Origin of the sequence: Mesorhizobium sp. CA5 (assembly GCF_020165105.1) — a bacterium.
In the GTDB taxonomy this organism is placed as follows: domain Bacteria; phylum Pseudomonadota; class Alphaproteobacteria; order Rhizobiales; family Rhizobiaceae; genus Mesorhizobium.
In genome coordinates this window covers 396,435-422,157 of record NZ_JAIUHJ010000001.1, presented here as the reverse complement: position 1 = coordinate 422,157, position 25,723 = coordinate 396,435, and the positions used below count along the sequence as shown (strand labels likewise).

General features: G+C 65.6%; 22 protein-coding genes. 6 read left to right on the top strand and 16 right to left on the bottom strand.

Features of this window, described 5'->3' with window-relative positions:
• Positions 1 to 35: 35 nt before the first annotated feature.
• Positions 36 to 1,322, top strand: coding sequence for an MFS transporter (locus tag LB529_RS02255; protein WP_224710050.1), 1,287 nt, complete (start codon positions 36 to 38; stop codon positions 1,320 to 1,322).
• Between the two features lie 35 nt (positions 1,323 to 1,357).
• Here LB529_RS02255 and LB529_RS02250 read toward each other — a convergent pair whose 3' ends face one another.
• The 4 genes from LB529_RS02250 to LB529_RS02240 all read right to left on the bottom strand — a co-directional run bounded on the left by LB529_RS02250 (position 1,358) and on the right by LB529_RS02240 (position 5,987).
• Complete coding sequence (locus tag LB529_RS02250) at positions 1,358 to 3,355, bottom strand: amidase (RefSeq protein ID WP_224710049.1); 1,998 nt, start codon at positions 3,353 to 3,355, stop codon at positions 1,358 to 1,360.
• A 228-nt stretch (positions 3,356 to 3,583) separates the two neighbouring features.
• A complete protein-coding gene (locus tag LB529_RS02245) occupies positions 3,584 to 4,171 on the bottom strand; it encodes a hypothetical protein (protein ID WP_224710048.1) in 588 nt (195 codons plus the stop codon).
• 239 nt (positions 4,172 to 4,410) lie between these two features.
• The gene (locus LB529_RS28945) at positions 4,411 to 4,533 is read right to left on the bottom strand and encodes a hypothetical protein (RefSeq protein WP_263497056.1); all 123 of its coding nucleotides are present in this window, start codon (positions 4,531 to 4,533) and stop codon (positions 4,411 to 4,413) included.
• Entirely contained in the window at positions 4,494 to 5,987 is a 1,494-nt protein-coding gene (locus LB529_RS02240; RefSeq protein ID WP_224710047.1) for a WD40 repeat domain-containing protein, read from the bottom strand. Before LB529_RS02240 ends, LB529_RS28945 begins: the two co-directional genes overlap by 40 nt.
• Before the next feature lie 224 nt (positions 5,988 to 6,211).
• Between LB529_RS02240 and LB529_RS02235 the strand changes: the two genes are divergently transcribed.
• The 3 genes from LB529_RS02235 to LB529_RS02225 all read left to right on the top strand — a co-directional run bounded on the left by LB529_RS02235 (position 6,212) and on the right by LB529_RS02225 (position 6,709).
• Positions 6,212 to 6,355, top strand: coding sequence for a hypothetical protein (locus LB529_RS02235; RefSeq protein ID WP_224710046.1), 144 nt, complete (start codon positions 6,212 to 6,214; stop codon positions 6,353 to 6,355).
• A gap of 49 nt (positions 6,356 to 6,404) precedes the next feature.
• Positions 6,405 to 6,503 carry a putative RiPP precursor gene (locus tag LB529_RS02230; RefSeq protein ID WP_140840615.1) on the top strand — a complete coding sequence of 33 codons (99 nt, stop codon included), beginning with the start codon at positions 6,405 to 6,407 and terminating at the stop codon, positions 6,501 to 6,503.
• A gap of 116 nt (positions 6,504 to 6,619) precedes the next feature.
• Complete coding sequence (locus LB529_RS02225) at positions 6,620 to 6,709, top strand: putative RiPP precursor (RefSeq protein ID WP_140840613.1); 90 nt, start codon at positions 6,620 to 6,622, stop codon at positions 6,707 to 6,709.
• Positions 6,710 to 6,796: 87 nt separating this feature from the next.
• Here LB529_RS02225 and LB529_RS02220 read toward each other — a convergent pair whose 3' ends face one another.
• From LB529_RS02220 to LB529_RS02175, 10 genes are all read right to left on the bottom strand, one after another.
• The gene (locus LB529_RS02220; protein ID WP_224710045.1) at positions 6,797 to 7,987 is read right to left on the bottom strand and encodes a hypothetical protein; all 1,191 of its coding nucleotides are present in this window, start codon (positions 7,985 to 7,987) and stop codon (positions 6,797 to 6,799) included.
• Between the two features lie 180 nt (positions 7,988 to 8,167).
• A complete protein-coding gene (locus LB529_RS02215; RefSeq protein WP_224601374.1) occupies positions 8,168 to 8,944 on the bottom strand; it encodes an exodeoxyribonuclease III in 777 nt (258 codons plus the stop codon).
• 170 nt (positions 8,945 to 9,114) lie between these two features.
• Positions 9,115 to 9,768: an alpha/beta fold hydrolase gene (locus LB529_RS02210; protein ID WP_224710044.1), complete on the bottom strand. Its 654-nt coding sequence runs from the start codon at positions 9,766 to 9,768 to the stop codon at positions 9,115 to 9,117.
• Between the two features lie 211 nt (positions 9,769 to 9,979).
• Entirely contained in the window at positions 9,980 to 11,077 is a 1,098-nt protein-coding gene (locus LB529_RS02205) for a tetratricopeptide repeat protein (protein ID WP_411962419.1), read from the bottom strand.
• 17 nt (positions 11,078 to 11,094) lie between these two features.
• Positions 11,095 to 12,003, bottom strand: a complete 909-nt coding sequence (locus LB529_RS02200) for a Ku protein (protein ID WP_095768347.1) — start codon at positions 12,001 to 12,003, stop codon at positions 11,095 to 11,097.
• A 404-nt stretch (positions 12,004 to 12,407) separates the two neighbouring features.
• Positions 12,408 to 14,900: a DNA ligase D gene (gene ligD / locus LB529_RS02195; protein WP_224710042.1), complete on the bottom strand. Its 2,493-nt coding sequence runs from the start codon at positions 14,898 to 14,900 to the stop codon at positions 12,408 to 12,410.
• 261 nt (positions 14,901 to 15,161) lie between these two features.
• Complete coding sequence (locus LB529_RS02190) at positions 15,162 to 15,386, bottom strand: hypothetical protein (RefSeq protein ID WP_224529417.1); 225 nt, start codon at positions 15,384 to 15,386, stop codon at positions 15,162 to 15,164.
• A gap of 95 nt (positions 15,387 to 15,481) precedes the next feature.
• A complete protein-coding gene (locus LB529_RS02185) occupies positions 15,482 to 16,702 on the bottom strand; it encodes a GNAT family N-acetyltransferase (RefSeq protein ID WP_224710041.1) in 1,221 nt (406 codons plus the stop codon).
• 9 nt (positions 16,703 to 16,711) lie between these two features.
• Positions 16,712 to 18,019, bottom strand: a complete 1,308-nt coding sequence (locus LB529_RS02180) for a hypothetical protein (RefSeq protein WP_224710040.1) — start codon at positions 18,017 to 18,019, stop codon at positions 16,712 to 16,714.
• On the bottom strand, positions 18,016 to 19,200 hold the full coding sequence (locus LB529_RS02175; RefSeq protein WP_224710039.1) for a glycosyltransferase family 4 protein: 1,185 nt from the start codon (positions 19,198 to 19,200) through the stop codon (positions 18,016 to 18,018). Before LB529_RS02175 ends, LB529_RS02180 begins: the two co-directional genes overlap by 4 nt.
• A gap of 354 nt (positions 19,201 to 19,554) precedes the next feature.
• Here LB529_RS02175 and LB529_RS02170 point away from each other — a divergent pair, with 354 nt between their 5' ends.
• A complete protein-coding gene (locus LB529_RS02170) occupies positions 19,555 to 20,742 on the top strand; it encodes a DUF1972 domain-containing protein (protein ID WP_224710038.1) in 1,188 nt (395 codons plus the stop codon).
• Positions 20,739 to 22,010, top strand: a complete 1,272-nt coding sequence (locus tag LB529_RS02165) for a glycoside hydrolase family 5 protein (protein WP_224710037.1) — start codon at positions 20,739 to 20,741, stop codon at positions 22,008 to 22,010. The genes LB529_RS02170 and LB529_RS02165 overlap by 4 nt, the downstream gene beginning before the upstream one ends.
• Positions 22,011 to 22,032: 22 nt before the next feature.
• Here the strand turns inward: LB529_RS02165 and LB529_RS02160 are convergent, their stop codons facing one another.
• A complete protein-coding gene (locus tag LB529_RS02160) occupies positions 22,033 to 23,406 on the bottom strand; it encodes a VpsF family polysaccharide biosynthesis protein (RefSeq protein WP_224710036.1) in 1,374 nt (457 codons plus the stop codon).
• Position 23,407: 1 nt separating this feature from the next.
• Entirely contained in the window at positions 23,408 to 25,501 is a 2,094-nt protein-coding gene (locus tag LB529_RS02155; protein WP_224710035.1) for a GumC family protein, read from the bottom strand.
• Positions 25,502 to 25,723: the final 222 nt, after the last annotated feature.

Here is a 25,723-nt window from a genome sequence, read left to right as displayed (position 1 = left end):
CATAATCATTATCAAATAATTTCAATTGTAGCATTATGATCAGCGCGAATAAAGTCCTCGCGAGATATGCAAACAGCGAGGCTACCCATGAACGGAACAGACAACGCCCGGATCGCGACGGCCGAGTTCGCCGATCCGTTGCCGCATGCCGGCGGCGGCACGATCACGCGATCCAGACGCTGCTGTTCGCCGCTTCGGTCGGCATCATCGTCACCAATCTGTTCGCGCCGCAGACGCTGGTCGGGCTGATCGGACCGTCGCTGGGCGCGGCGGCATCGGAAAGCGGCCTGGTGTCGATGGCCACCCTGCTCGGCTATGCGGCCGGACTGTTCTTCCTGGTGCCGCTGTCTGACCTGGTCGAGAACCGTGTGCTGGTGCTGCGCATGCTGTGCGCGGCCGCGCTGGCGGCGGCGGTCGCTTCATTCGCGCCGTCGGCCGCCTCGCTGCTTGCCGTGCTGTTCGTGCTTGGGGCGGCCTGTTCCTGCATTCAGGTGCTGGTGCCGGTCGCGGCCTCGATGGCGCCGCCGGGACAGGACGGGCGCGTTATCGGTGACGTGATGAGCGGGCTGATGATAGGCATCCTGCTCTCGCGTCCGATCGCCAGCCTCGTCGCCGACGCCTTCGGCTGGCGCGCCTTCTACGGCATCAGCGCCGCGGCACTGGCGCTGCTCGCCATCCTGCTCGGCCTCGCTTTGCCAAGGCGCAAGCCACTGGCGCATACGAGCTATGCGGGGCTCATAGCCTCGCTGGTCGGGCTTCTAGCCCAAGAGCCGGTGCTGCGGCGTCGTGCCTTCACCGCGAGCCTGGTGATGGCGGCTTTCAGCGTGTTCTGGACGGCGGTGGCGCTACGCCTGTCCGCCCCCCCTTTCGACCTTGGCCAGAAAGGCATTGCGCTGTTCGCACTTGTCGGCGCCGGCGGCGCGGCTGTGACGCCGATCTTCGGCCGCGCCGGCGACCGCGGCTTTACGCGCACCGCGACGATCCTCTGCCATCTCGTGCTGATTGCGGCGCTCGGCCTCGCCGCATGGGCCGGGGCGACCAAAGCCGGGGCATGGCTGCCGCTGATCCTCATGGGCGTCAGCGCCGTGCTGCTCGATATCGGCGTCACCGGCGACCAGACGCTGGGCCGCCGTGCGGTTAATCTCCTGCAGCCCAAGGCGCGGGGACGCATCAACGGGCTGTTCGTCGGCATCTTCTTTATCGGCGGCGCGATCGGCTCGCTGCTTGCCGGCATCGCCTGGACCTGGGGCGGCTGGAACGCGGTGTGCGCGGTTGGAGCGCTGTTCGGGGTGGTGGCGCTGGTGGTGGATTGGACCGAGTAGCTCGATCTTCTGCTCTCCGCTTGTGGGGGAGGAAGCTATCCAATCCCACCCGTCAGCCTATACGCCCCGCTGACGCGCCCATCCTGCGACCTCACAATGGCCGTGACGATGGAGCCATAGGCGCCGCGCCAGACGCTGTGGAAGCCTTGATGGGTCGTGGCCGGTACGATCACGCGACCGGTGAATCGGTTAGCGCTGCCTTGCATGGAAACCGGCTCGCCGTTGACGTGGACTTTCACCACCGCCGCGTCGCCGGTCTCCAGCGCGATCGCGATCTCATCGGTGTCGCCGGCGCGGGTCGTCTCAGCCGTGAGCACCAGCGTGAGCAGGGGATCGCCAACACGACTTGCCGCGCCCCTGGCCTCGAACACATCATCGGCCAGCGGCGGCGTGCGCGGCGGTGCGGTGCGGCGCTTCGTGGCGCGCTCGTAGTCGCCGGCGATCCTCAACAACGCCACGTCGTCATAAGCCTTGCCGGCGAAGGTGAGGCCGACCGGCATGCCGATATCGGCCATAGTGCCCATCGGCACTGTCACGGTCGGGATGCCGAGATGCCGCCAGACCAGATTGCCGTTGGCGACCCAGGTGCCGTTTCGCCAGGCAAGCCGTGCGGAAGCCTCGTCGACGTCGGCATCGGCCGGGCCGACATCGGCGACCGCCGGCAGCACCACGGCGTCGAGCCGGTTGGCATCGAGCCAGTCTTCGAAGTCGGTGCGGCGCGTTGTTTCCAGGCCTTTCAGGCCCGCCTCGATGGTGGGAATGTCCACGAGCGGCGCCACGCCCCGCTTCGCCCGCTCGACATACTGCGCCAGATCGAAATCGGCATCGCCATAGCGATCGCGCAACGTGCCCGGCGGCTGCGGGAAGATCTTTGCGCCGTCGACCGAAGCGAGATCGGGGATGGCCGGATCGGCATTGGCGCGCAGGAAATCGTCCCAGGACCAGATGGACAGGTCCCAGATCTCGCGTTCGGCGAATTCCGGCGGCACAAGGCCGCGGTCGACCATCGACAGCGCGCCCGGCCGGTCGCGTTCGTAGTTGGAGACGACAGGGAAATCGACCTCGACCACCTCGGCGCCGAGTGATTCAAGGTCGCGCGCCGCCTGCCGCCAGAGCTCAAGTACCGAGGCGCGCGTCTCGATCGGGCGCTCCGCGCCGTCATCCTTGCCGATATACATTTTCGGCACGCCGAGCCGCTTGCCCTTGAGCGCACCCTGCACGGCAAGCGTGGTGTAGCTCGCCGGCCGCAGCGCCGAGGCTTTCGGGATTTGCACCCAGGGCTGCACGCGCCAGAAATCGCCGCGCGTCTCGGCATCGTCGGCGACGATGACGTCGAGCAGCTCCAGCATGTCGGGGATGCTGCGCGTATGCGGCACCACCACATCCATGGTCGGCACCAGCGGCCAGTTGCCGCGCACCGAGATCACGCCGCGCGAAGGCGTGTAAGCGACCAGCGCGTTGTTGGAGGCGGGCGCGCGCCCGGACGACCACGTTTCTTCGCCGAGCCCGAAGGCGGCGAAACTGGCTGCGGTCGCGGTGCCCGAGCCGTTAGAGGAGCCTGAGGCGAAGGCGGCGGTGAGGAAATCCTTGTTATACGGGCTTTCGGCGCGGCCATAGACGCCGCGCTGCATGCCGCCATTGGCCATCGGCGGCATGTTGGTGAGGCCGATCAGCACCGCGCCGGCCGCGCGTAGCCGGGCGATGGTGAAGGCGTCTTCCGTAGCGACGAGATGCTCGAAGGCCGGCGAGCCGGCGGCAACCGTCAGGCCCGTCGCCTTGTAGCTATCCTTGGCGGTGTAGGGGATGCCGTCGAGCGATCCGAGCGTCTTGCCCTCGCGCCGGCGCCGGTCGGACGCTTCGGCCTCCTCGAACATCTTCGGGTTGAGGATGGGCACGGCGTTGAGCGCGATGCCGTGGCGGTCGTAATGGGCGATGCGCCGCAGATACGCAGCGACAAGTTCGACGCTGGTGACGGTGCCGTCTTCCAGCGCGCGGCGCAGATCGGCGATCGAGGCTTCGACGAGGTGGAGCATGATGGCGAGCGAATTCCCTTACAGAAGCTGCGTTCCGTCACACCCCCTCTGCCCTGCCGGGCATCTACCCCGCAAGGGGGAGATTGGATGTCGCGACGGCTTCGCCAATCGGCGACGCTGCAGAGAGGGTGCCGTCGCAGGAACTGCCAATCTTCCTCCTTGCGGGGAGATGCCCGGCAGGCCAGGGGGGCTGTCCAGCCGGCCTGTCAGGTAATCCAAGGGCGCTATTCATTTTTCCGGACGAATGCCCGCCTCTCGCCCTCGTGCTCTACGCTCAACCCACCAATCATTCTGCCAATCCTCATAGCCGAGAAGCGAGCCCTCCATCCGTTCGAGGGCTTCGTTCCAGCCGGTCTTGGCGGAGACTTTCGATGCCAGCAGATATGCGTCTATTCGCCATTCTTCGCCGGGGAGTACGAAGAAGGCGCGCCGCCATCTTTCGAACTTTGGGAAGCGGGCGCGCTCGGCCTCGGTGAAGGGCGTGTCGATTATGCGGCGCACCAACCGACCCGAACGGACGAACGGGTCGAAGCGGGCCAGCATTTCCGTCAACCACTCCACCGGATAGGCGTCTTGGAACACCGCCAGAGGCTTGCGACCTTCAAGCATCAGCGGCAGCTCGAAATTCGTGTGAACGAGATACGGTGTCTCGCGGATTGGATGCCAGGGCTCGATGCGATTGAGCATCGGATCAAGCTCGCGAGGTGGGATGCATATCGCGCCCAGCCTTTGAATATCTCCCGGGTCCAATTCCCATGAGCCTGAGAGTTGTGTGTTGCCGCAACCCAGAACCGCGCCAAGCTTTTTCAGGTCCAAGACCCGGATTCGAGCCTCAGCGATAGCCGAACCGGTCGCAGGATCGATCTGCTGCAGGACAAAATAGTGGATTCGGCAGTGTTGCTCATGCGGCGACGATGGCTGCTCGGAGAGTCCTTGTACAGGTCTCCTTCTGACAGGCGCCGTTCGTGGCGCCCCATCTGCTCTGCCGGGCATTTTTCCCCACTTGGGCGAGATTGGCTGTCGAGGCCGCTTTTCGCCCACCTCTAACGTCACACTCACTCCGGCGCCCCGGCAAACAGCACCGTGCCCTCCCCGCCCGCCGCCGGCCAGTCGCGGATGGCGCGGTCGATGCCGCCGGTCAATAGCGTGCCGTCGGCGGCGAACGCGACCGCGTACATGGGACCTCGAATTCGGCGATCTCGCCGCCGGTGTCCATGTTCCATATCCTGGCGGTGCCATCCAGCGAGACGGAGCCGAGGCGCTTGCCGTCGGCCGACAAGGCCAGCGCATAGACCGTGCCGGAATGCCCCTCGAAGCGGCGGACCTCCTTGAAGGTGTCGAGGTCCCAAAGCTTTATCGTGTAATCGCCGCTGCCAGTCACCGCGTGGTGGCCATCGGCCAGGAAGACCGCGCCATAGGCGCCTCGCTCGTGGCCAAGCCAGCTGCGCAACTGCTTGCCCGAAACGATATCCCACAGCTTCAGCTCACCGTCGATGCTGCCGGTGAGCGCCCTGGTGCCATCGGGCGAGATGGCGACGGAACTCACCGACCAGTCGTGGCCCGGCAGCACATGCAAGACCGCTCCCTTCCCCAGGTCCCAAACGACGACGGAACCGGTGTCGTGACCGCTAACGGCGAGCTTGCCGTCCAGGCTTATCTTCAGTTGCCTGATGCCGCCGTTCGCCCCTGAGGAGAAGACGTGCAGCACCGTGCCGTCGGATAGCTGGCGCAGCACGATTTCGCCGTCGTCGCCGGCGGTGAGCACGGTCTTGCCATCGGGCATGAAAAGCGCGCTGCGCGCCATGCCCTTGTGCTCACCAAGGTCGCGGATCAGCCGCTTGCCCTCGATATCCCAGAGCTTGATCATGCGGTCGGTGCTGGCGCTCATGATCTGGTGGCCGTCGGCCGACACCGCCAGCCAGACGACGGCGTCGCGGTGGCCTTCCAGCGCGGTCGGCTGGGCCGGAGGCGCCGGTGGAGGCGGCGCCACCGTCTGCGGCGGCGTTGCGGGAGCGAGCGCCGTCTGCTGGGTTGGCTGGACCGGCTCTGCCGGCTGGGCAGGCCGCGGCGGCGCGGACTCGGCCGGTGGAGCGGCTGTCGGCGCCGGCTGAACGGGAGCCGCAACCGGCTCGGGCAACGGGGGCTTTGCAGCCTCTTGCTGTGCGGGTGCGGGCGCGGCTTGCTCGACGCTCGCCTCAGGCGTGTTTGGCTTTGCGCTCGCCTCCGGCTCGGGCCTCGGTTTGGGCGATCGAGGCGCCGGATCTGCCGGCGCGGTGGCGACTTCCTTCGCCGGTTCGGCGCCCGGCGCCCGCCAACCGAACTGGTCGGCGACGATGACGATCAGGGCCAACAGCGGCAAAGCGAGCGCTGCGCGGCGCAGCCGCGGATGGCCGGCCGGCGCGATCCCGGCGTCGCGGCCGAACAAAGGAGCGGGCGGATGCTCGGCGGCCGGCAGCAGCCCGGCGAGGAAAAGCAGCCCGGCAAGGACCGACAGCACGCCGGCCGCGCCGAAGACTTCCAGGCGCGCCGTCGCCGGCGGCCTGCCGCCCAGCGCCGCATAGAGCTTGGCGAAACAGGCAATGCCGACGATCAGCATCGCCAGCGCCAGCAGCCTTTCGGTCGATCTCTTCATCGGTCTCCCCCCATCGCCACTCCGCCGCCTTGCAACCGGCAGCAGGCCGGCCCCGGCATCCTAGCCGAGCTTGCGGCCAAGGCTAAGTGCAAGACGTCACACAGCTTCGCCGGGCGATATCCTTCGCATCCGGTTCCGGCCGGCGCGGTCGCCCCACTATTGGGCGGCGGCTCCATCAGTAGAACGCTATCCCCAGGAACAGAACAGCCCGCTGGAGCCGGTGATTGACAGAAATTGCCTATGTGAGATTATCCGCCGGGGATTTCCAGGAGAGCAATCTTATGAAGAAGACTTACGAGAAGCCGGTTTTGATCCGCAAGGGTAAGCTTTCAGCGGTTGTGGCGGGTTCGCTGCCTTCGCCGGTTTGATGAAATCATCGGTGCTTTTGCCGGCACTGATTAACGGGGGAAATTTGGGATGAAAAAGATTTACGAGAAGCCGATTCTCGTCCGCAAGGGCAAGCTTTCGACGGTGGTGGCAAGTCCGTCGCTCGCCATCACCAATGGCGCTACCTGACGATATAATTTCAGTGCAGTAGCAGGAATACGCAAAGGGGAAGCGCTTGCTCGGGCGTTTGCTTGACGGCAGACGTGCGTATGAGATCATGCGGCGGAATTTTCGGGAGAGCGTGGATGAAGAAGACCTATGTGAGGCCGACGCTGGTCAAGAAGGATAGGCTTTCGGCAATCACCGCTAACGGTGCAGCTTCCGTCGTATTCTGAGCCAAAGACGCGTTGCAGACCTTCACGCGGCGCGGGTTAGTCTTGCTTGAGAACTCGCAAGAATTGCAGTGCTTTGGCCGGCATATGTCAAAGCGCCACGATCAGATCGTCGAGCACGGCCTGCCAGTGGTGTCTGGTGGAGATGCGGACACGCGTCACCGCCGGCAGCATGGGCGCGTATTGAACCGGTGCTAGTGCCGACAGCGCGATCTCATCGCTGGCGATCAGCTCCTCCCCCAACCAGCTTTCGACAAGCACGGTCTCGCCTTCCGAGGCCAGCCAGGCCGCGGTCAGCATCACCGAGTGGAAGCCGAAGGGCGCATCGCGGCCGAACTCGGCCGGATGGCCGCTGCTGGTATAGGCGATGTAAGCACCCGAGACATTGCCGTTTACATAGCCCTCACTGTTGGCGGTGTGGTCGCGCGCCATCGCGTTGAGATTGCGCCAGTCGAGCCCGGCATGGCCCGACGGCACTTTGCACAGGCCGCGCGGGGTTATGTCGTCGAAGCCGATGGCCTTGAGCGCAGCGTCGGGCGCGAGCGCGCCGCGCGCCAACAGGCCGAGATCGACTGGGTAAGCCGACAGCTTGAGCCTTCGGTCGAGCCCCGAACCGGCAATAACGATTTCATCGGCATCGGCGCCGAGCGGGAAGCGGAAGGCCGCGTCGGCGGGCAGCGCCCGGCTCTCAAGCAACTGACCCTTGGCCATGACCGACAGCGTGACGACCGTCGCGGCCGGCGTCCTGCCGTTCAATGTCCGCCCCGGCGCGAGCCCGACCGGCTTCGGCAAGGCCTCGCCGGCGAGGCCGACCATGGATCCTGGGGCGTTCGCGATACGCACCGCCTGGTCCTGGTTGGCGCTGCTGGCGCGCCAGCCGGACGGCACCGAGACGGAAAAGCGGTAGCTGCCGGGCCGTTGGATCGCCGCGCTGCGGCGCTTCGACGACATCGGGAAATTGGCGAAACCGGCGGCGTTGCTGCGCGCCGAAGCCAGGAAAATGCCGCGCTCGTCATAGAGCCGCACCACGATGCCCGCCATCGGCCGGTCGGCTTGACCATAGGCGCCGTCACCGTCGACATCCATGTAGACGAAGGACGAGAAGTTGAGCTTGCCGGATGTCGGCGCCCAGTGGGCACGCGGCGCGTAGTCGCCCGCCGGATCGGGATTGCCGCGCGCCCTGCGGCGCTTGCGGCGCCGGCGCAGCGCGATCGCAATGAGAGCGATGGCGCCGGCAAGGACAAGGGCTGAGATAAGCGCGACGAGGGCGGTGTCAGCCATGGCGGAGAGGCGATGGCTGGAGATCGCCGTTCAAGACCGCGTGCATGAAATTGTCCCCCATCCAAGTTTGCAGCAGATTAGCGTTGGGCATCGATGCCGCAAGTCATTGCGATGGACGAGTCAGGATTGAGATGCTGGCGGGACAGCGCCAGCTTTCCCTTCTCACCTTGTGGGAGAAGGTCAGGTTGCCAACTCCACCCAGACCGGCGCGTGGTCGCTTGGATTGTCCCCTCCCCGCACTTCGCGGTCGATGCCCGCCCCTTTCAGTTTTCGAGCGAGCTTCTTCGACAACAGAATGTGGTCGAGCCTCAGGCCGGCGTCGCGCGGCCAGCGGTTCCGGCGATAGTCCCAGAAAGTATAGAGCCTCTCCTCCTTGGGAAAAACCTTTCGCAACGCGTCTGTCCAGCCCTGCGCGATCAGCGCGGCGAAGGCGGCGCGGCTTTCGGGTTGCACCAGCGCGTTGTCGTCATAGGAGCGGGTCTCATAGATGTCGCGCGGCTCGGGCACGATGTTGAAGTCGCCGGCGAGCGCCACCGGCAGGCCGGTGTCGAGGAGCTCACCCACATGCGCGGCAAAGCGGTCGTGCCAGGCGAGCTTGTAGTCGAATTTCGGCCCCGGTCGAGGATTGCCGTTCGGCGCGTAGAGGCAGGCGATGACAACGCCGTCGACCGCCGCCTCGATGTAGCGCGCCTGGCGGTCGGCATCGTCGCCGGGCAGCGCATCGCGTGTCAGCACCGGCTCGGCGCCGCGCGCGAGGATCGCGACGCCATTCCAGGTCGGCTCGCCCTTCCACACAGCGCCATAGCCGGCATTGGCGAGCCGGGTCAGCGGAAACTGCGTGTCGCGCGCCTTCAACTCCTGCAGGCAGACGACGTCGGGCTTTGCCTTGGCGAGCCAAGCCAGCAGGTTGTCCAGCCGGGTGTTGACGTTGTTGATGTTGAAGGTGGCGAGTTTCATTTGCGGGTGCCGCCGCTTCGCGCTTCGTCATCCTCGGGCTTGACCCGAGGATCCATGCCGTGACCGTCGCCGCTGAACGCGGCGGGGCAGAATTCTAAACCGTTGCAACGCCTTAGCGTTACGGCATGGATCCTAGGGTCTGCGCGCGTCGCTTCGCTCCTTGCTTCGCCCTAGGATGACGACCGAGATGGACGTTCTGTCCACGCCCTCACCGTCTCCGCCACGGTCTTCAGATGGTCGCCCGTCGAAAACCCCGAGATCGCCTTGCGCGGCTTCAAATCGTGGTCGCCGTCCTCCAGCCAGATCACCTCTATTGCCGAAGAAAGGCCGTAGGTCGCAACTTCTTCCTTGGTGCCGAACTCGTCGCGGGTGCCTTGAAAAATCAGCGTCGGCGTCTTCAGGTCAAGGAGATGCTTTGTCCGCAACTGCTCCGGCTTGCCCGGTGGATGAAACGGGTAGCCGAGGCAGACAAGCCCGGCAATCTCGCCCTTGGCGAACATCTCGTCGGCGACCATCGAGGCGACGCGACCGCCCATCGACTTGCCACCTATGATCAGCTTTCCGGTCATGCCCTTGGCGCGCAGATCGGCGATCGCCTTCACATATTCCGGGTTGACCGTCTCGGCGCGCGGCGGCGGCTTGCGGTGGCCATACCGGCGCGCGGCCATGTAGTGAAACTCGAAGCGCGCGACCTGGAAGCCGGCCGCGCTGAGCGCCTTGGCGGTGGCGGTCATCGAGGGCGAGTCCATCGACGCGCCGGCGCCATGGGCAAGCAGGATGGTGACGGGAGCGGTGTCGAAGCCGTCGAAGAGGAAGTGGGTCATGGGAGCGCCAATCTCTCCTTCTCCCCTTGTGGGAGAAGGTGGCCGAGCGAAGCTCGGACGGATGAGGGGTGCTCCAGCTTGGCGGATACGCCCTTCAATACTCCTACTTGCGACAAGGTCACCAACGTCTCATTCCTTCCAGCACCCCTCATCCGTCTCGGCGCTGGCGCGCCGATCCACCTTCTCCCACAAGGGGAGAAGGAAAAGGCGCTCACCCCGCCGTCCGCGCCATATGCAGATCCACGAACTGTATGCCCTTCTGCGCAGTGCGCGCCCAATCGGACACCGCATCCAGCTCCAGATATCGCACCCACAGCCGGCGAGCCTCGGCCAGATTGCCCGCATCGAATTCCAGGCGCGCGAGGTTGAACACCGGATCGGCATAGCTCTTGTCGAGCGCAACAGCCTTCTGGAGGTGCCTTCGCGCCGATGCCACCCTGCCCTCGTCGCTCATCAGGCCGGCGAGGTTGAACCAGGCCTCGACGAAACCGGGGTCGAGCTTTATCGCGCGGGCATAATCATGCGCGGCTTCGGTAACCCGGCCGGCGCCGCGCAGGCAATTGGCGCGGTTGAAGGCGGCAATCGCATCCTTGGGATCGATCGCCAGGCAACGCTGGTAGAGCGCGGCCGCATCGTCGTGGCGCCCCTCCTCTTCTGCCATCTCGGCCTCGGCGAATAATTCCTCCAGCGTGTCATCCTCGGGTGAACCGAGGTCGAACAAAAGCTGGCCGTCGAGCTCGCTCCTGCCTTCGTCGAGATAGATCGCATCCGGGCGGCCATGCTGCGAGCCGAGATTGAGCGACTTGGCGGTGAGCGAGGCGACCGGGCCGGAGCGATGCACTGAGCGCGCGATCGCGCCCCAGGTGGCGCCGCTGGCGATCAGCCCGGCATATTTGCGCGCGAGGATCAGGTCTCGGAAGGAATAGGGTTCGCCGTCATGCTCGAAGGCATCGAACAGCGACAGCATGTCAAGATCATCACCCGCCAGCCGCGATTGGTCGATCAGCGACTGCCTGGAGAGCGACGAAGCGTCGGGCGCCTTCATCAGCCCAAGCAGGCGCAGGAAACCGCTCTCGCTGATCAGCGCACGGCCTGCTTCGCGCTCGACCTTCACACGGCGCTCGATCTCGGCATCGCCGGATTTCGCCGCCTTGGCGAGAAGCGTGCGGCCGAACAGGACATGAGTGGTCCGGCGGGTGATGCCGCGCCGCAACTCCGCATGGCGGCGCTCGACCTCGCGGGCGGCGAGGCGCAGCGGAAAGGCGGCCAGCGCGCCGACGACGCCGAAGACAGCGCCGGGAACGATCACTGGCCCTGCATTTCCCGTCACTTCTTGCTCTTGCCGACGGCCTTCAACAGGTTCGCCTTCAGCGGGTTCTCAGGCGCACCCCCCGCGGCCGCTTTCTTGGACGGCTTCGCCGGCGCTTCCTCGGCCTTGCTCTTCGACTTGGCTGGGGGTTTCGCCTGCTGCGACAGGCTCGCCTTCAGCGCATCCATCAGGTTGATAACATTGCCGCGCTCGGGCGCAGCCGCGATGATCGGCTTGTGGCCCTTCAGCTTCTCGCGGATCATCGCCATCAGCGCCACCTCGTAGCGATCCTCGTAGTTCTTCGGATCGAAGTGGGTTTCCTTCTGCTTTATCAACGCCTGGGCCAGCTCGAGCATTTCCGGATCCGGCTTGCCGGCCGGAATGTTGCCGAAATATTCAGCTGTGCCGCGCACTTCGTTGGGATTTCTCAAGGTGCAGACGAACATGCCGTTCTCGCGCGGGCCGATCGTCACCACGCGCTCGCGGCTGGAGAGCACCAGGCGGGCGATCGCCAGCTTGCCGGACTTGCGCATCGCTTCCCTCAGCACCGCGAAGGTTTCCTCCGCCATGGCGCCGTCGGGCGCGAGATAATAGGGCGCGTCCTGGTAGATGACGTCGACCTCGTCCTCGTCGACGAAGGCCTCGATGTTCATCGTGTGGTTGGATTCGATCCGGACCGCATCGAGGTCGGCATCATCGATGATGATGTACTGCTTGTCCTCGTACTCGTAACCGCGCACGAGGTCCGAACGCTCGACAAGGCCAAGCTCGGGATCGACCGGTTTCATGTTGATGCGGTTGTGCGTCTTCTTGTGCAGCTGATTGAACGAAATGCGCTCGCTCGCGCTGGTGGCCGGGTAAAGCCGGACCGGACAGCTGACGAGGCTGAGCTTGAGGTAACCTTTCCAACTTGCCCTGGGCGCCATGATGAACTCCTACGCGGCCATGCACTGACACTATGTTGGAGCATGGTCTTGTCCAACACCGGTTCCGGCCTTTTTAGGACCATGCTCTTTGCAGCGCTTCGTCCGTAGGACGATCAGCGCCGTGGAAATCCTACACCGACCCCTGATGATAGTGCCGAATTCCTAGCGAAACGTTCTGGGGACGGTTGGCGCGGAGAATAATTCAAATTGTAGAAAGCGTCGATGCCCTGACGCCGTTCCTCGCCGCCGCGGAGGCGGGGGAGAGGTGGCTCGGCGAAGCCGAGACGGAGAGGGGGAATGGCGCGGAGCTGAATATCTTTTGGCGCCTCGATCACATACGTTGGCGCTGCCCCCTCTCCGGCCGCTACGCGGCCACCTCTCCCCCACTTTGTGGGGGCGAGGAACTAGCGCTCAAACACAGGCAAATCCCGCGCCGCCTCGTCGATCTCCGCCCAGGGATCACCAGATGTCTCCAACAGCCCCGGCAGCGAGGCGTAATTCAGGTCCTCCGGCGCGTCGATGGTCTCCAGGTCGGTCCAGCTCACCGGCGTCGAGGCCGGCAGATTGGTGCGGGCGCGCAGCGAATAGGGCGCGGCTGAAGTGTGGCCGCGCGCGTTGCGGTGGAAGTCGATGAAGATGCGCTTCTTGCGGTTTTCCTTGCCCATCGTCGTGGTGAAGGTATCGGGCGCGCTTGCCGCCAGCAAAGTCGAAATCGCGCTCGAGGCCTGATGCAGTTTCTTCCAGTTCTGCTTTCGGGTCACCGGCACGGTGATGTGGATGCCCTTGCCACCCGAGGTTTTGGCGAATGGCACCAGTCCCAGGCTCTCCAGCCCGCCCTTTATGTGGACGGCGGCTTCAACCACCTCGCGCCAGGAAATCCCCTCGCCCGGGTCGAGGTCGAAGACGATCTGGTCGGGCTTGTCGAGTTTTGACCGGTGCGTGCCCCAGGTGTGGAATTCCACCACGCCGAATTGCGCCAGCGCCAGATAGCCCTTGGCGTCCTCGACCGAGAGATAGGTTTTTGTCTCGCCTTCCGAATTGATCGACTCGAACACGGCAACCGAAGGCGGCATGCCGGTGAAGGCGTGGCGCTGGAAGAAGCAGTCCTGCGGCTTGCCGGTCGGGCAGCGCACCAGCGACACCGGTCGGCCGATGATATGCGGCAGCATGAAATCGCCGACCAGCGCGTAATACACCGCGATGTCGAGTTTTGTAGGCCCGGTCCTACCGAATAGCCGCCGCTCCGGATTGGTGACCCAGATGGTGGCGAGGTCGGATTCGGCGATCAGCCGTTTGCGCTTGACCGGCACCGGCGTGGTCAGCCCGCCGATATCGCGCAACCCGCGGAAGACGCCGTGCCGGATCGCATTATCGGCGGTGCGGTTCGAATAGCGGACGCGTGCCGACAGCAGCGGCTTCACCCAATGCATCTCGCGCATGATCTCACGCGGCACGCCTTCGGGCGGGGTCGCGCCGGCGGTCAGCCGCTCCAGACGGGCGAGCAGGTCCGTCGCCATGTCTGCGTCGAAACCGGTGCCGACCTTGCCGCGATAGTGCAGTTCACCATTTTCGAACTCAGCCATGCCGAGCGCCGCCAGCCCTTCCGCTTGGTCGGAGACGGTATAGCCGGCGATGACGAAATCATCCGTCTTCTGCGCCTTGGCCTTGGTCCAGTTCTTGGTGCGGCCGCTCTGGTAGATGGCGTCGGCGCGCTTGGAGACGACACCTTCCAGCCCAAGGTCCGAAGCCTGATCGTACAGGCCTTGGCCGTCGCCCTCGACATGATCGCTGTACTGGATGGCGGAATTGGCGGGCTGACCGGCGAGCAGCTCGGCGAGCAGGGCTTTGCGCTTCTGCAGCGGCACCTTGCGCAGATCCCAGCCGTCGAGATGGAGCAGGTCGAAGGCGTAGAAATGCAACTTGGAGCCGGCGCCCTCGGCCAGCGCGTCCTGCAGCAGCGCAAAGCGCGAGATGCCCTTGTCGTCGAGCACCATGATCTCGCCGTCGATGATTGCTTGGCCGATCGGCAGCCGCGAAAAGGCCTGCGGCAGATCGCCATAGCGTTTCGTCCAGTCGATGCCGCCGCGGGTGATCAACCGCACCTCGCCGCCCACGACATGTGCCATGGTACGGTAGCCGTCGAACTTTATCTCATGCAACCAGAGCTCGCCCGTGTCCTCGGCAACGCTCGTGCCGCCCGGCGGCTTAGGCACCTGGCTGGCGAGTTGCGGCTCGATGCGGGCGGGTGGCTCAGCCCTAATTGCGCCGGGCAGCACGCCCGGTTTGAGCGAGCCGGCTTTCGGCGGCAGGCGCTCGCGCTTCCTCGGCGGCGCCGCCAGTTCCTCGATGCGGCGGCCGGTCTTCACGCTTTCTGGGCGCGCCTCGAGAATGTCGAGCTTTGTATCGGAGGCGAGGTCGCGCTCTTTGAAGAGCAGCCAGTTCTTCTTGTTCTCATCCTCGCCCGGCCTCGGCTTCAGCCGGGTCAGCATCCAGCCGCCATTGAGTTTTTGCCCGGCCAGCCGGAACTTGAACGCGCCGGTCCTGAGGCTTTTCTCGACATCCTCCATCGGCGCCCAGGTACCGGTGTCCCAAACGATCATCGGCCCGCCGCCATATTCGCCCTCGGGGATGACGCCCTCGAAATCGATATATTCGATCGGATGGTCCTCGGTCTCGACGGCGAGGCGCTTGTCGGCCGGATTGAGCGAGGGCCCGCGCGGCACCGCCCAGCTTTTGAGCACGCCGCCGACTTCCAGGCGCAGATCGTAATGGTCGGCGGTGGCGTGGTGCTTGTGAACGACAAAGCGGTTGCCGGCACCGGCGGACAGGGTGCCTGCCGGTTCGGGGGTGCGGGAGAATTCGCGCTTCGCGCGGTAGGGTTTGAGATTGGCGGGCATGAACTAAGTTCCGAGGCGCAGACGGGACAATGGCAAACGCCTCGTTCCTTCGCGCCCCCCTCTGTCCTGCCGGACATCTCCCCCTCTAGGGGGGAGATTAGCAGACCGCGCGTTCGCGCTTCCCTTACACCGTCGGCGATTGGCGAAAGCCGGCGTGACAGCCAATCTCCCCCCTTGCGGGGGAGATGTCCGGCAGGACAGAGGGGGGTGCTGTCCCGCCAGCATCTCAGATTTCCCAGCGCGCTGCGAGAGGCGCCACCCTCAATCGTCTACAGCCGGCGTCAGTTCCAGCTCGGCGGGCGAAAGCCCTTGTTGCAACTGGCTCAGCCGGAACTCGTCGACCCAGTAGGCCTCGCCGTCGACCAGCACGCGGGCGCTGTAGGAGCCGCCGGAGAAGCGCTGCGCGGTGACATAGACCTTGTGGCGCTCAAGTGCGGTCTTCACCGCGGCGCGGCGGGACTTTTCTCTGGCAACGGGACTGGCCATGGCCTCACTCGAGCACGCTGCCGCTCCGATAGCGGCTGCCCATAAGGATGGCGGAGAGCGGGATGTGAGTCAATTTGCCGGTGAAGGCGGCCCATTCACCGTCCCGCACGCAGCCGCCGCCAGCGCTGCATCGCCTCCTGCGCGACCTTGAACAGGCGCGGGTTGGCGCGCACGAAAGCCACGCCCCGGCCACGGTATTTGATGGCCTCGCTCGCCGCCATGCCCTTCGGCGTGATGCCGTAGCAAAGTTCGGACAGAACCGACTTCACTGCGCCCATATGTTCCTTGTAGCTCTGGTTGCCGACCGACAGGTCGAAATAGTCGAACCCCTGCCCGCGCCCCCATCTGATCAGCTCGCCCATGATGCAAAGTCCCGGCGAGACATTGGGAACCGCACCCTGGTCGATCGCGACCAGCAGCGCGTGCAGGGTGCCCAGATGGACCGCCAGATATTGGACCGCGACCATCACGTCGCCGGCGCGCAGGCCGAAGATCCGCACCGAACCGTCGGTCAGGCCGCGATGCGCGGCCTTGCGGTAGAAATCGACGACCGGCGGCTGCGCCAGCAGATCGAAGCGGCCGAGCTCGCGAAAACGGCTAAGCCGCATCTCGACCAGCTTGTCGAAGGTGGAATCCACCAGGGCTGGCGTGTCGGCCTCGACCAGGGCCAGGCCGCCATTGCGATCGAGCCGGCGCAGGTCCTTGTTGAGCGCCTTGACGAAGGACGGGCGACAGATGCGCTTGACGACGGTTTCGGCGTCGCCATCCATGGCGATGCCGTAGTGGGAATGTATGGAATCGCGCGCCGGAGAAAGCAGCGCCAGGGGATTGGCGATGCCGCCGATCTGCTTCGGGATACCGACGATATGGATGCGGTCGGCCGGCGGCAGTACGGAAAGCACCGCCGCCCATGCGGCCTCGGCGGATTGCCTGGTCCAGGGCGTCGCGTCGGCAAGCAACGGCGCGGAATAATCGCACACCCCGCAGCTCAGCCACTCGATCACCCAATGCTGGAATGCACGGCGCCGCATCAACGGCACCAGCATTCTCAGCTCGCCCGTGGCGGCCTCCCTCACCTCGACGATGGCGAGATCGGCTTTTGGTGGCACAAGCCCTTCGACGATCCCTTCGGCCCAGGCGAAATGCTGGTGGCCGGTGCACACGCCCTCTGTCTCGAGACGCAGCCAGAGCGGTTTGACCGCTTCGAGGCTGGTGTGCAGCTGCGCCACATAAGCGCCGCCGGCGGCGTGCACTGCAGCCTCATCGCCGGCCAAGCCGGTCGTCATCGCGGCCATCGGCATTGCCTGGCTTGCCACATCATTCTCCTATCGTCTCTGCACTGCCAGCGTGGCCGCGCGGCGCCAGGCGCCGAACACGCTGGGGCGCTGCTCGTTCGGGTGCTTGGAATTCCACATACGGTGAGCAGCGAAATACCATGAGGCCACAAGCACGAAGATCTCGGAGACCGCGGCTCCGGCCAGCGACCATGTCGACGGGGCGACGGCCAACAGAATCCCGATCGCCGCCAGCCCGATAATCGCGCCGGCCATGGTGATGAAGGCGACGATGCGGAAATCGCCAAGGATCTCGAGGACCACGCGCGGCATGATATAGGCCATGATCGGTACGAAGTTGGCGATGGCGAAAAGCCCGATCAACCCGACCGAGGCATGCTGCAGCGCCTGGGATTTAATCATCGGCAGGATGAACAGGATGCCGCAACCATAGGCCAGGCTGCCGAGCCCCATGACGAGCGCCCATATCTTGGCCTGCGTCCACACGCGGTCGAACTCCTTGTTGCGCACCAGCTTTGCGAGTTCCGGCTGGGTCATGTTGGAGAAGGCAAGGCTGGAGATGCGCAGCGGCGCAAACAGCACCAGCACCGCCGCCAGCGGCGCATAGGCCGCGGGTCCGGCGATGCCCGCGACCAGCAGGGCCAGGCATTGCCCCTGGATGTTGGTGGTTGTGGCGCTGAACCCCGACCAGCGAAGCTGCGGCCAGAGCTTTGCATAGCGCCGCAAGGTCGGCGCGCGAAAGGAGATACGCAGCCTGCGGCGCGCCAGTCTCACCAGCACGGCGATGCCGACCACATTGGCCACGGCAAGCGCGTAGAAGGTGACCTGAAGCGCGTCCGCAAAGAACCAGATCGCCGCTCCTGCGAGCACAATGCCCGCGATCGTGAACGCGGCGTCGCTGATGGAGACGACGAGCTGCATGCGGCGCGCGAAGAAGGCGGTGCGCATATGGCTGCGCAGCGACCAGGCCCCGACGAAGCAGGCGGCGCCGATGCCGCTCGGGTCGCCCAGGAGGCGCATCAGCAGCCCGGTGCACAATCCCATCAGCAGCGCCACCACCAGCGCCGCCGATCCGAAGGTCACGTCGTAGGCGTCGACGCCGGCGCTGTTGGCGCTTTTGCTCATCCATACCGTGGCGGGAACGGCGGTGAGCGAACGGATATAGGACAAGCCGACGCCGCCCATCACCATGGCCAACGCGAAGAGCCCGTAACCTTCGGCCGACAAAAGATGCAGCAGCGCGATGTTCAGGGCGAAATGGAAACCGCTCTGCATCGCCTCGCCGCCGATCATCAACATGAGGCGCCGCACCAGATGGGCCGGGAAGGTGAACTTCACGGGCTCGTCTCCGCCTCGCGGGCGACACGCGCCCGCCCCTGCCGCGGCGGCGTCGCCTTCAGCTTGTCGGCCACGATCGCCACGATCGCGGCGGCGGCGATCGGCTCGCTGAAGAGCGCCTCGTAGCGCGCGCGACCGGCGGCGGCGAAGCCGCGCCACAGATCCGGCCGCAGGATGATCTCGCCGAGCTTGCCGGCGAGGGCGGCCGCGTCGCCCGGCGGCACATGCCAGCCGGTCTCGCCGTCGGCCACCACTTCCACCAGCCCGCCGATCGCCGAGACCAGCGGCGGGCGTCCCCAGCCCATCGCCTCGATGGCCACGCGGCCGAGCGATTCCGGGCGACGCGACGGCACCGCGACGATGTCGGCCCAGCGATAATGGTTAGTTGGGTCGGAGACGAAAGGCAGCACCTCGACATGCCCGGTCAGGCCCATGCGCCCAACCAGCTCGGCCAACGCCTGCTCGCGCTCGACGCTTTCGAAGGCGCCACCGACGAGGCGGACCTCGACACGGTCGCGCAACTCGGCGGAGAGCGAGGCGACGGCTTCGAGCAGCACCTCCTGCCCCTTTATGCGGTTGACGCGGCCAAGCAGCAGCACCTTGAGCGGCCGGTTGCCGTCATAAGTCATCGGCAGCGCCGCGACGGGACCGGCAACGCCGTTATAGACGACATGAGTGCGCCGCCCCTTGGCATCGAGGGCCGGCGGATCGCCGAAGGTGGCGCGCGTTGCGCGCGAGTTGAAGATGAGATCCGCCTTGCTCCAGCGCATCAAGGCGACAAGCACCTTGCGCAGGACGCCCTCGGGAATCTCGTGGATGTGCAGCAGCGCCTTGCGTGGCAGGAGACGCGCGGCCAGCGCATAATCGGCGATGATCGAGGTGTTGATATAGGTCAGGTCGCTGCCCCGCATGCGCTGCCAGGCCCGCCAGAGCGCCGCCGGCAACCGCGCCATCTCGACGGTGGCGAGCTTGAGCATCGCCTGGCGCCTGAGCACCCAGAGCGGCTCGAACACGATGCGGCTGGCATGCGGCTTGAGGATATCGACAATCGGTCCCTCGCGCGGCAGCACGACCTCGATCTCGGCGGCCGGAAACGCGGCGCGCAGCGCAGCCACGCTCTCCGCGAAGCTGCGGTCCGAACCATAGAGCTCGTAGCCCTGATGAACGCAGGCTATGCGCATTGCTATCTTTCCACCTTGCACCCCGAGTCCGCTCAGCACCGGACCTTTCAAGCGCGGAAGGAACTTCATGCCAAATCCGCACGCCGCTCTACCCGGCGATGGCCACTGCAGGCCGGGAGCAAGGATCATGCCGGGTCTCGAATGTCCGGCCGCGACCCAGGAACGCCAGCCGTGCCCCATATCGATACAGATACGTCGCGAAAGTTGACCGATGATGAAGCAAGCCATGTAGCTTGAAGAGAAATTTTACACCTTCATGTGAATATTCGCCCTGGGGGTACCCTGGCACGGAAGTTGCTGGGCGTGTCATTGCCGTAACAACAACTATGACCGGACCCTGGGGATTCCTTTATTTTGAAACCGGAACGACCTTCCACCCTGATCGAAAAGCCTTCGATCCTGATCCTGGGGACGCGCGGCATTCCGGCTTCTCACGGCGGCTTCGAGACTTTCGCTGAGCGCCTGGCGCTTTTCCTGGCCGGACGCGGCTGGAAGGTCGGCGTCTACTGCCAGAAGGAGGTCGAACGCGTCGGGCAAAGGGTGACGAGCGAGACCTGGCGCGGCATCGAGCTCATCACCATCGAGGTCGCCTCCAAGGGTCCCCGCGCGACATTGGAATTCGATTGGCAATGCGTGCTCGACGCCGCCAGGCGGCCGGGCGTGTGCCTGGTGCTCGGCTACAATGGCGCGGTGTTCCTGACCTGGCTCAGGCTCATGCGGCGCAAGATCTTCACCAATATGGACGGCATCGAGTGGCGGCGGCCGAAATGGGGGCCGGCGGCGCGCAGTTGGTTCTGGCTCAACGAATGGATCGGCGCCTGGCTCTCGCATCGGCTCATCGCCGACCACCCGGCGATCGCCGACCATCTGGCAACAAGGCGGCCGCGCGGCGCCATCGCCACGATCGCCTATGGCGCGGACCCGGTGACCTCAGCGCCGGAAGAACCCGTTCGCGCGCTCGGGCTCGAACCCGGTAAATACCTGATCTCGATCGCGCGGATCGAACCCGACAACAACATCCTGCCGATCATCGAAGCCTTCCGCAGCCGCGATCGCGGCGACATGAAGCTGGTGGTGCTCGGCAGGCTCAACGACGACATTCCCTACCACCGCGCCGTGCGCGCGGCGGCAGGCAGCACGGTGATCATGCCCGGCGCGATCTACGATCAGGCGACAGTGAAGGCGCTGCGCTATCACGCGCGCGCCTACATGCACGGCCACACGGTGGGCGGCACCAATCCCTCGCTGGTCGAGGCGCTTGCCGCCGGCAACATGGTGATCGCGCATGACAACCGCTACAATCGCTGGGTCGCCGGCGAGGCGGCGATTTACTTCAGTGATACCGACAGCCTGAGCCAGCGGATCGACGAGGCGCTGGCCGACGACGCGCTGGTGGCGCGCTGCAGCAAGGCGGCGCGAACGCGGGCCCGCGAGGCTTTCCGCTGGGAAGACGTGCTCATTGCCTACGAGAAGGAAGCGCTGCGGCAACTCGGCGTCACCACCGCCGCGCCGGCGAAAGCCGACCGCGCCAAGCACGCATGACCGGCTGGTCGCGCCGCCGGCTCCTCGGCGCGGCGCTGGTCGCGGCAATAGCGCCGCTGGCGAGCGCGCTTCCGCCACTGTCATCTCCAGCGCGTGCCGCTGGCGCATGGCCTTTCAGGCGCGGCGTCAATACCTGGCCCTGGTTTGCGCTGACGCGCGAATTTCCTGCCCCCCGCGCCGACTATGACTGGCCGCCTTTCCAGTCGCAGCGGCCGGTGCCGACGCCGGCCGACCTTGCCCGCCTGCGCGCCAGCGGGCTCGACTTCATCCGCCTGCCTGTCGATCCGGGGCCGTTCCTGGCCGCCGACGCGGGCCAGCGCGCCGACCTCATGGCAATGCTGAGCGCGGCGGTCGAGGCAGCGCTCAGCGCCGATCTCGGCGTCATCGTCAATATACAGGCTAACGGCGCCACACATTACTGGAATCCCGATCGCATGTATTCCAGCACCGGCGCGCCGGAATTCGCGCGCTACCGGGTCTTCGTCGGCGAGGTTGCCGGCATGCTGGCGGACATGGCGCCCGGCAGGATAGCGCTGGAGCCGATCAACGAGCCGCCGCAGGATTGCTCCTCCGGGCTGTGGCCCAAGGTGCAGGCGGCTCTGCTGAGCGCGGCTCGGGTCTCGGCGCGCAACCTGCCGCTGCTCGCCACCGGCGGCTGCGGCTCGATGGTGCGGGGCCTCGCCGCGCTCGATCCGGCGCCGCTGGCGGCCTTCGAGCCGATCCTGTTCACGTTCCACTTCTACGAGCCCTACCTGTTCAGCCATCAAGGCGCGCCGTGGATGCGCGAGCCGGTCTACCGGGCGCTGAACAATGTGCCGTGGCCAGCCTCCGCCGGGACGCTGGAAAGAACGCTGGCCTCTGTCAGGACAAGGATGGCGCAGGATTCCGAGAGGTCCAACGAAGCCAAGAAGGCCGCCTATGCCGAGACAGAGAAGGTGTTAAAGGTCTATTTCGATGCGCAGCCCGACCGCCGCTTCATCGACCGCTACCTCAAGCAGGTGAGTGACTGGGCGCAGACCCATCGCATCGCGCGCGAGCGCATCATCATGGGCGAGTTCGGCGCGTTGCGAACCGATGCACGATACACAGCCGCGCCCAACCCGGACCGCGCCCGCTACATCGGCGATGTCCGGCAGAGCGCCGAGGCATTCGGCTTTCCCTGGGCATTCTGGGACCTGTTCGACGGCATGGGCATGATGGACGACACCACGCGCGCGCTCGATCCCGCGATGGTCGAGGCGCTCGGGCTGAGGATGCCGCGCGCTTGACTTGCTGAATCACCAAACCGCGCTAAGGGTTTGGTTTCCATCTGGCGGCGAATGCGTAGCGAGACTCGCCGCGTTCCTTCGCCTGCGTCCTTTGACGCGCAACAGGCCTCGCCGGCCGATAAAGCGCCAGCGCGATGACCACGAATTTGGTCATCAGCGTCGTCTTGGAGGCGATGCTTTCGGAGGTGTTGAGCAGGATGAGCCAACCCAGCATCGGCAGCCAGATGCCCGAATGGCAGCGGCGCGCGACCTCGTGCATGAACAGCGCGAAGCCGAAGAAGATCAAAAGCGTGAAGAACGCTCCCTGGTAGAGCGTCAGGCGCAGGATCGGGTTCTCGATGCCTTGCTCAAGGCCGGTGATGCGGCGCATGCTGTCGAGCAGGTCGACATCGGGCCCGACGATCAGGTCGCGCAACTCCAGATGCCTGAAGAGATCGAACATCTCGACGCGGGCGTTGGCGCTGCCGCTGTCGGAGACGAAACGTTCGAGCAGCGCGTCGAAGAAGCCGTAATAGCCGGCAAGCGCGATGGCCAGCGGCAGCAGCGCGGCGAGCATGATCGCCAGCGCGGCGCCCAAGAGGTTGACGCGTCCGGTGCTGAGCTGCGCCAGGCCCTGGATCAGCAAATAAACTCCGCCGAGCAGGATCGTCAGCACCATGCCCGAGCGGCCGCCGAAGGCGACCAGTGCGCAGAACTGCAGGCCGACAAGCGCCAGCCTGAGCGGCGTCGACAGGGAACGCGAGCCGGACAGCAGCGACAGCACATAGATCGAGGTGACCGTAGCATTGGAGAGCGGGTGCCCTTGCAGCGCGGTGGAGCGCAGATCGTTGACGAACACCGCGCCGTCGAACCTGTAGGGGAACACCAGATGCTTGGTGCCGAACTCGAACAGCGCCAGCAGCGCGTTCGCCGTCATGACCACATGGATGACAAGCTGCAGCCAGGCAAAGGTCTTCTCGTCATCCTCGCTCAGCAGAAGCACGAGCAGCGCCGGGGCGACGAAGGTGTCGATCATGCCGGCCATGCCGGGGCGCTGCCTGAGGATGACGACGAAGAGAAGCACGGTCGAGATCACCGCCATCAGCATCGTGGCCGGCCGCCTGTTCGTGACATGGACCACATAGCCGACCGGATTGCCGAAGATGCAGGAGCGCCAGACGAAGACGAGCACGAAGAGATAGGTGGACGGGTGGATCTTGCTCAGCGGGCTGCCTTGCAGGCCGTCGTAATTATAGCCGGCGAGCCACAGCATGCCGCCGGAGACGGAAAACAGAAGCAGCACCGCGACAGTCAGGCCAAGACGGGTCAGCGTGTCGACTGAGACAATGCGCGTGCCCGCCATGCCATAGCCCGAAGCCGAAACAGGCCGGGCGGTACCAGCCAGGATCGAGGCCATGTCAGGCCGCCTCGTCGACCAGCATGGCGCCGGTCGGCAGCCGCCCCATGACGGAGACCGCTTCCGAGGTCGCGGCGACGTCGCGCATCGGTGTCGCATTCAGCCTGGCGACGAGCAGTATCTCGTCGGCCATGGCGACCAGCGGCAGGACGTTGAGGTCGTCCGCCAGCGCGCCGCCGTCGACGACGACGAGCTCGAAGCTGTGATTGGCCTCGGCCAACATGCGATGGGCGAAATAGAGCGCCTGCGCTTCCTGGAACACCGCGGTCGGCCGCCCCCGGCTGACCAGCGCCACGGAACTGCCCGGTGCATAGCGGCTGACCGCGTCGAGTGGATATTCGCCGCGCAGCACGTCGAGCACGCCGGGCTGCGGGTCCTTCTGGCCCTTGCCGGCATTGATGTCGATGAACAGCACGCGGCGCCCTCTGGCCGCCGCCGCGTTGGCGAGCTGCCATGCCACCCTCGACCGCTCAGCCTTATCCTCGGGCGGCGACGCCACCAGGATGGAGGGTACCAGCGGCCAGTCCGGCGGGCGCCTGGTGGCGGCGGCGATGCGCTGCAGCGCGAGCCCAGCCACGGCGTCGGTCTTCTGGGCGGCAGCGCCGGAGCGGCGGCGCCCCCTGCCCGGCAGAACGCCCAGCACCGGCGCCTCGATGGCCGACTGCATCTGGTTGGCGGACAGCACGGTTGGCGACAAATATTCGGCGATCAGCGCCATGCCGATGCCCAGCGCCAGCCCGCCGAAGATGGCGCCGAAGATAAGCAGCCCCTTCGGCGGCCAGCTCTTCTTCAGCGCCGGCATCGCCTCAGAGATGATGCGGGCATTGGTGCTGTTGACGTTGGTCTGCTCGCGCGTTTCCTGGGCGCGTTGCAGGTAATTGGCGTAGACGGTGCGCACGGCATCGAGATCGCGCTGCAGCTCGCGCAGCCTCACCGAGGCCTGGTCGGTGTCGAGCGACTTGCCTTTCAGGGACGCCACCTTGGCCTCCAGGGCCTTCTGGTTGGCCGACGCGCGCTCGTAATCGGTCTCGGCGGCAGTGATGAGGCGGCCAAGCTCGCGCGAAATCAGCTTGCGCAAGTCGCTCAATTGCTGCTGCGCCGAGATCATCGAAGGGTGGCGCGGCCCGAGCGCGGTGCCGAACTGCGAGATCTGATCGACGAGCGTCGCCTCTTGCGCCCTGAGACTGGCGATGACCGGCGAGCGCATCGCCTCCGACGTTGCATCCGGCGCGCTGCCCTGGCGGCGCAGCTGGTCGACCTGCGCCTTGAGCTGCGCCGTGCGGGTCTGGGCGGCGGTCAGTTGCGTGTTGAGATCGGTCAGTTCCTGGTCGCTCACCAGATTGCCGCCCGCCATTACCATGTTGTGCTCGGCCTTGTAGGTCTCGACGGCGTTGGCAGCCTGCTCGACGCGCTTGCGCTGGTCTTCCAGCCGGGCGCTGATCGCGTCGGAGGCGTCGGCCGCGGCCTTCGAGCGCGCTTCGGCCTGGTCGTCGAGATAGGCCTGCGCGATGGCGTTGGCGAGTTCGGCCGCCAGGTCGGCGCTCTTGGCCGTGATGATGATGTTGAGCACCAGCACCTTGTCGTCGCGCTTCACCGCCAGGCGGCGGCGCAGCGCGTCGAGCGTTTCAGCTGTCCTGTCGCCGTCGCCCGAGCCGAAGAACATGCCCAGCCAGCCGCCGAGCCCGCCCTGCCCGTTGAAGTCCGGGTTCTCGGTCAGGTTGGTCGCCTTGATGGCGCGCAGCAGGACGCCGTTCGATTGCGCCACACTCACCTGGCTTTCGACCTGAGTGATGCCGCCATCGGGCGAGATGCGACTGGGATTGACATCGTTGGCGACGACCTGGAGGTCTTGCGGATCGATGATGATCTGCGCCGTCGAGGAATAAAGCGCCGGTGTCAGGAAGGCGTAGATCAGCGTCGCGATAGTGAGCAACGCGACGGTGGCGAAGATCAGCTTGCGGCGGCGCAGCAGGATGCGGCCGAGATCGCCAAGCTCGACCGTGGCGGGCGCGGGCGCAGGCGCGTGATAGGCCGGCGCCGGCGCGATCGCCTCCGGAGCGTTCTGCTGAGGCACCATGAGCAGGGGTGATTGCAAAGGTCGCTCCGAGAACGCTCCATCGGCCGGCAAACGAGAAATGCGGCGTTGGTCTAGCTATTCCCGGCAACGATTAAAACACTGTTAATTATGTTCATAAATTGAGGCCGCTCTGGCACGAAGTTTGCACCAACGCAGTAGACTCTAAGTGCAGCCTAAATTGGAGACATCGTGCGCATGCGGCGGGAATTTGATCTGGCCAGCCGGGTCGGCGGCACCGGA

Bases quoted from the DNA above. Each gene is read 5' to 3' on its own strand.
- LB529_RS02210 (WP_224710044.1), bottom strand. From the start codon at position 9,768: ATGACCCACTTCCTCTTCGACGGCTTCGACACCGCTCCCGTCACCATC.
- LB529_RS02255 (WP_224710050.1), top strand. From the start codon at position 36: ATGATCAGCGCGAATAAAGTCCTCGCGAGATATGCAAACAGCGAGGCT.
- LB529_RS02240 (WP_224710047.1), bottom strand. From the start codon at position 5,987: ATGAAGAGATCGACCGAAAGGCTGCTGGCGCTGGCGATGCTGATCGTC.
- LB529_RS02160 (WP_224710036.1), bottom strand. From the start codon at position 23,406: ATGGCCTCGATCCTGGCTGGTACCGCCCGGCCTGTTTCGGCTTCGGGC.
- LB529_RS02225 (WP_140840613.1), top strand. From the start codon at position 6,620: ATGAAGAAGACCTATGTGAGGCCGACGCTGGTCAAGAAGGATAGGCTT.
- LB529_RS02250 (WP_224710049.1), bottom strand. From the start codon at position 3,355: ATGCTCCACCTCGTCGAAGCCTCGATCGCCGATCTGCGCCGCGCGCTG.
- ligD (WP_224710042.1), bottom strand. From the start codon at position 14,900: ATGCCCGCCAATCTCAAACCCTACCGCGCGAAGCGCGAATTCTCCCGC.
- LB529_RS02175 (WP_224710039.1), bottom strand. From the start codon at position 19,200: ATGCGCATAGCCTGCGTTCATCAGGGCTACGAGCTCTATGGTTCGGAC.
- LB529_RS02165 (WP_224710037.1), top strand. From the start codon at position 20,739: ATGACCGGCTGGTCGCGCCGCCGGCTCCTCGGCGCGGCGCTGGTCGCG.
- LB529_RS02190 (WP_224529417.1), bottom strand. From the start codon at position 15,386: ATGGCCAGTCCCGTTGCCAGAGAAAAGTCCCGCCGCGCCGCGGTGAAG.
- LB529_RS28945 (WP_263497056.1), bottom strand. From the start codon at position 4,533: ATGTACGCGGTCGCGTTCGCCGCCGACGGCACGCTATTGACCGGCGGC.
- LB529_RS02220 (WP_224710045.1), bottom strand. From the start codon at position 7,987: ATGGCTGACACCGCCCTCGTCGCGCTTATCTCAGCCCTTGTCCTTGCC.
- LB529_RS02200 (WP_095768347.1), bottom strand. From the start codon at position 12,003: ATGGCGCCCAGGGCAAGTTGGAAAGGTTACCTCAAGCTCAGCCTCGTC.
- LB529_RS02215 (WP_224601374.1), bottom strand. From the start codon at position 8,944: ATGAAACTCGCCACCTTCAACATCAACAACGTCAACACCCGGCTGGAC.
- LB529_RS02230 (WP_140840615.1), top strand. From the start codon at position 6,405: ATGAAAAAGATTTACGAGAAGCCGATTCTCGTCCGCAAGGGCAAGCTT.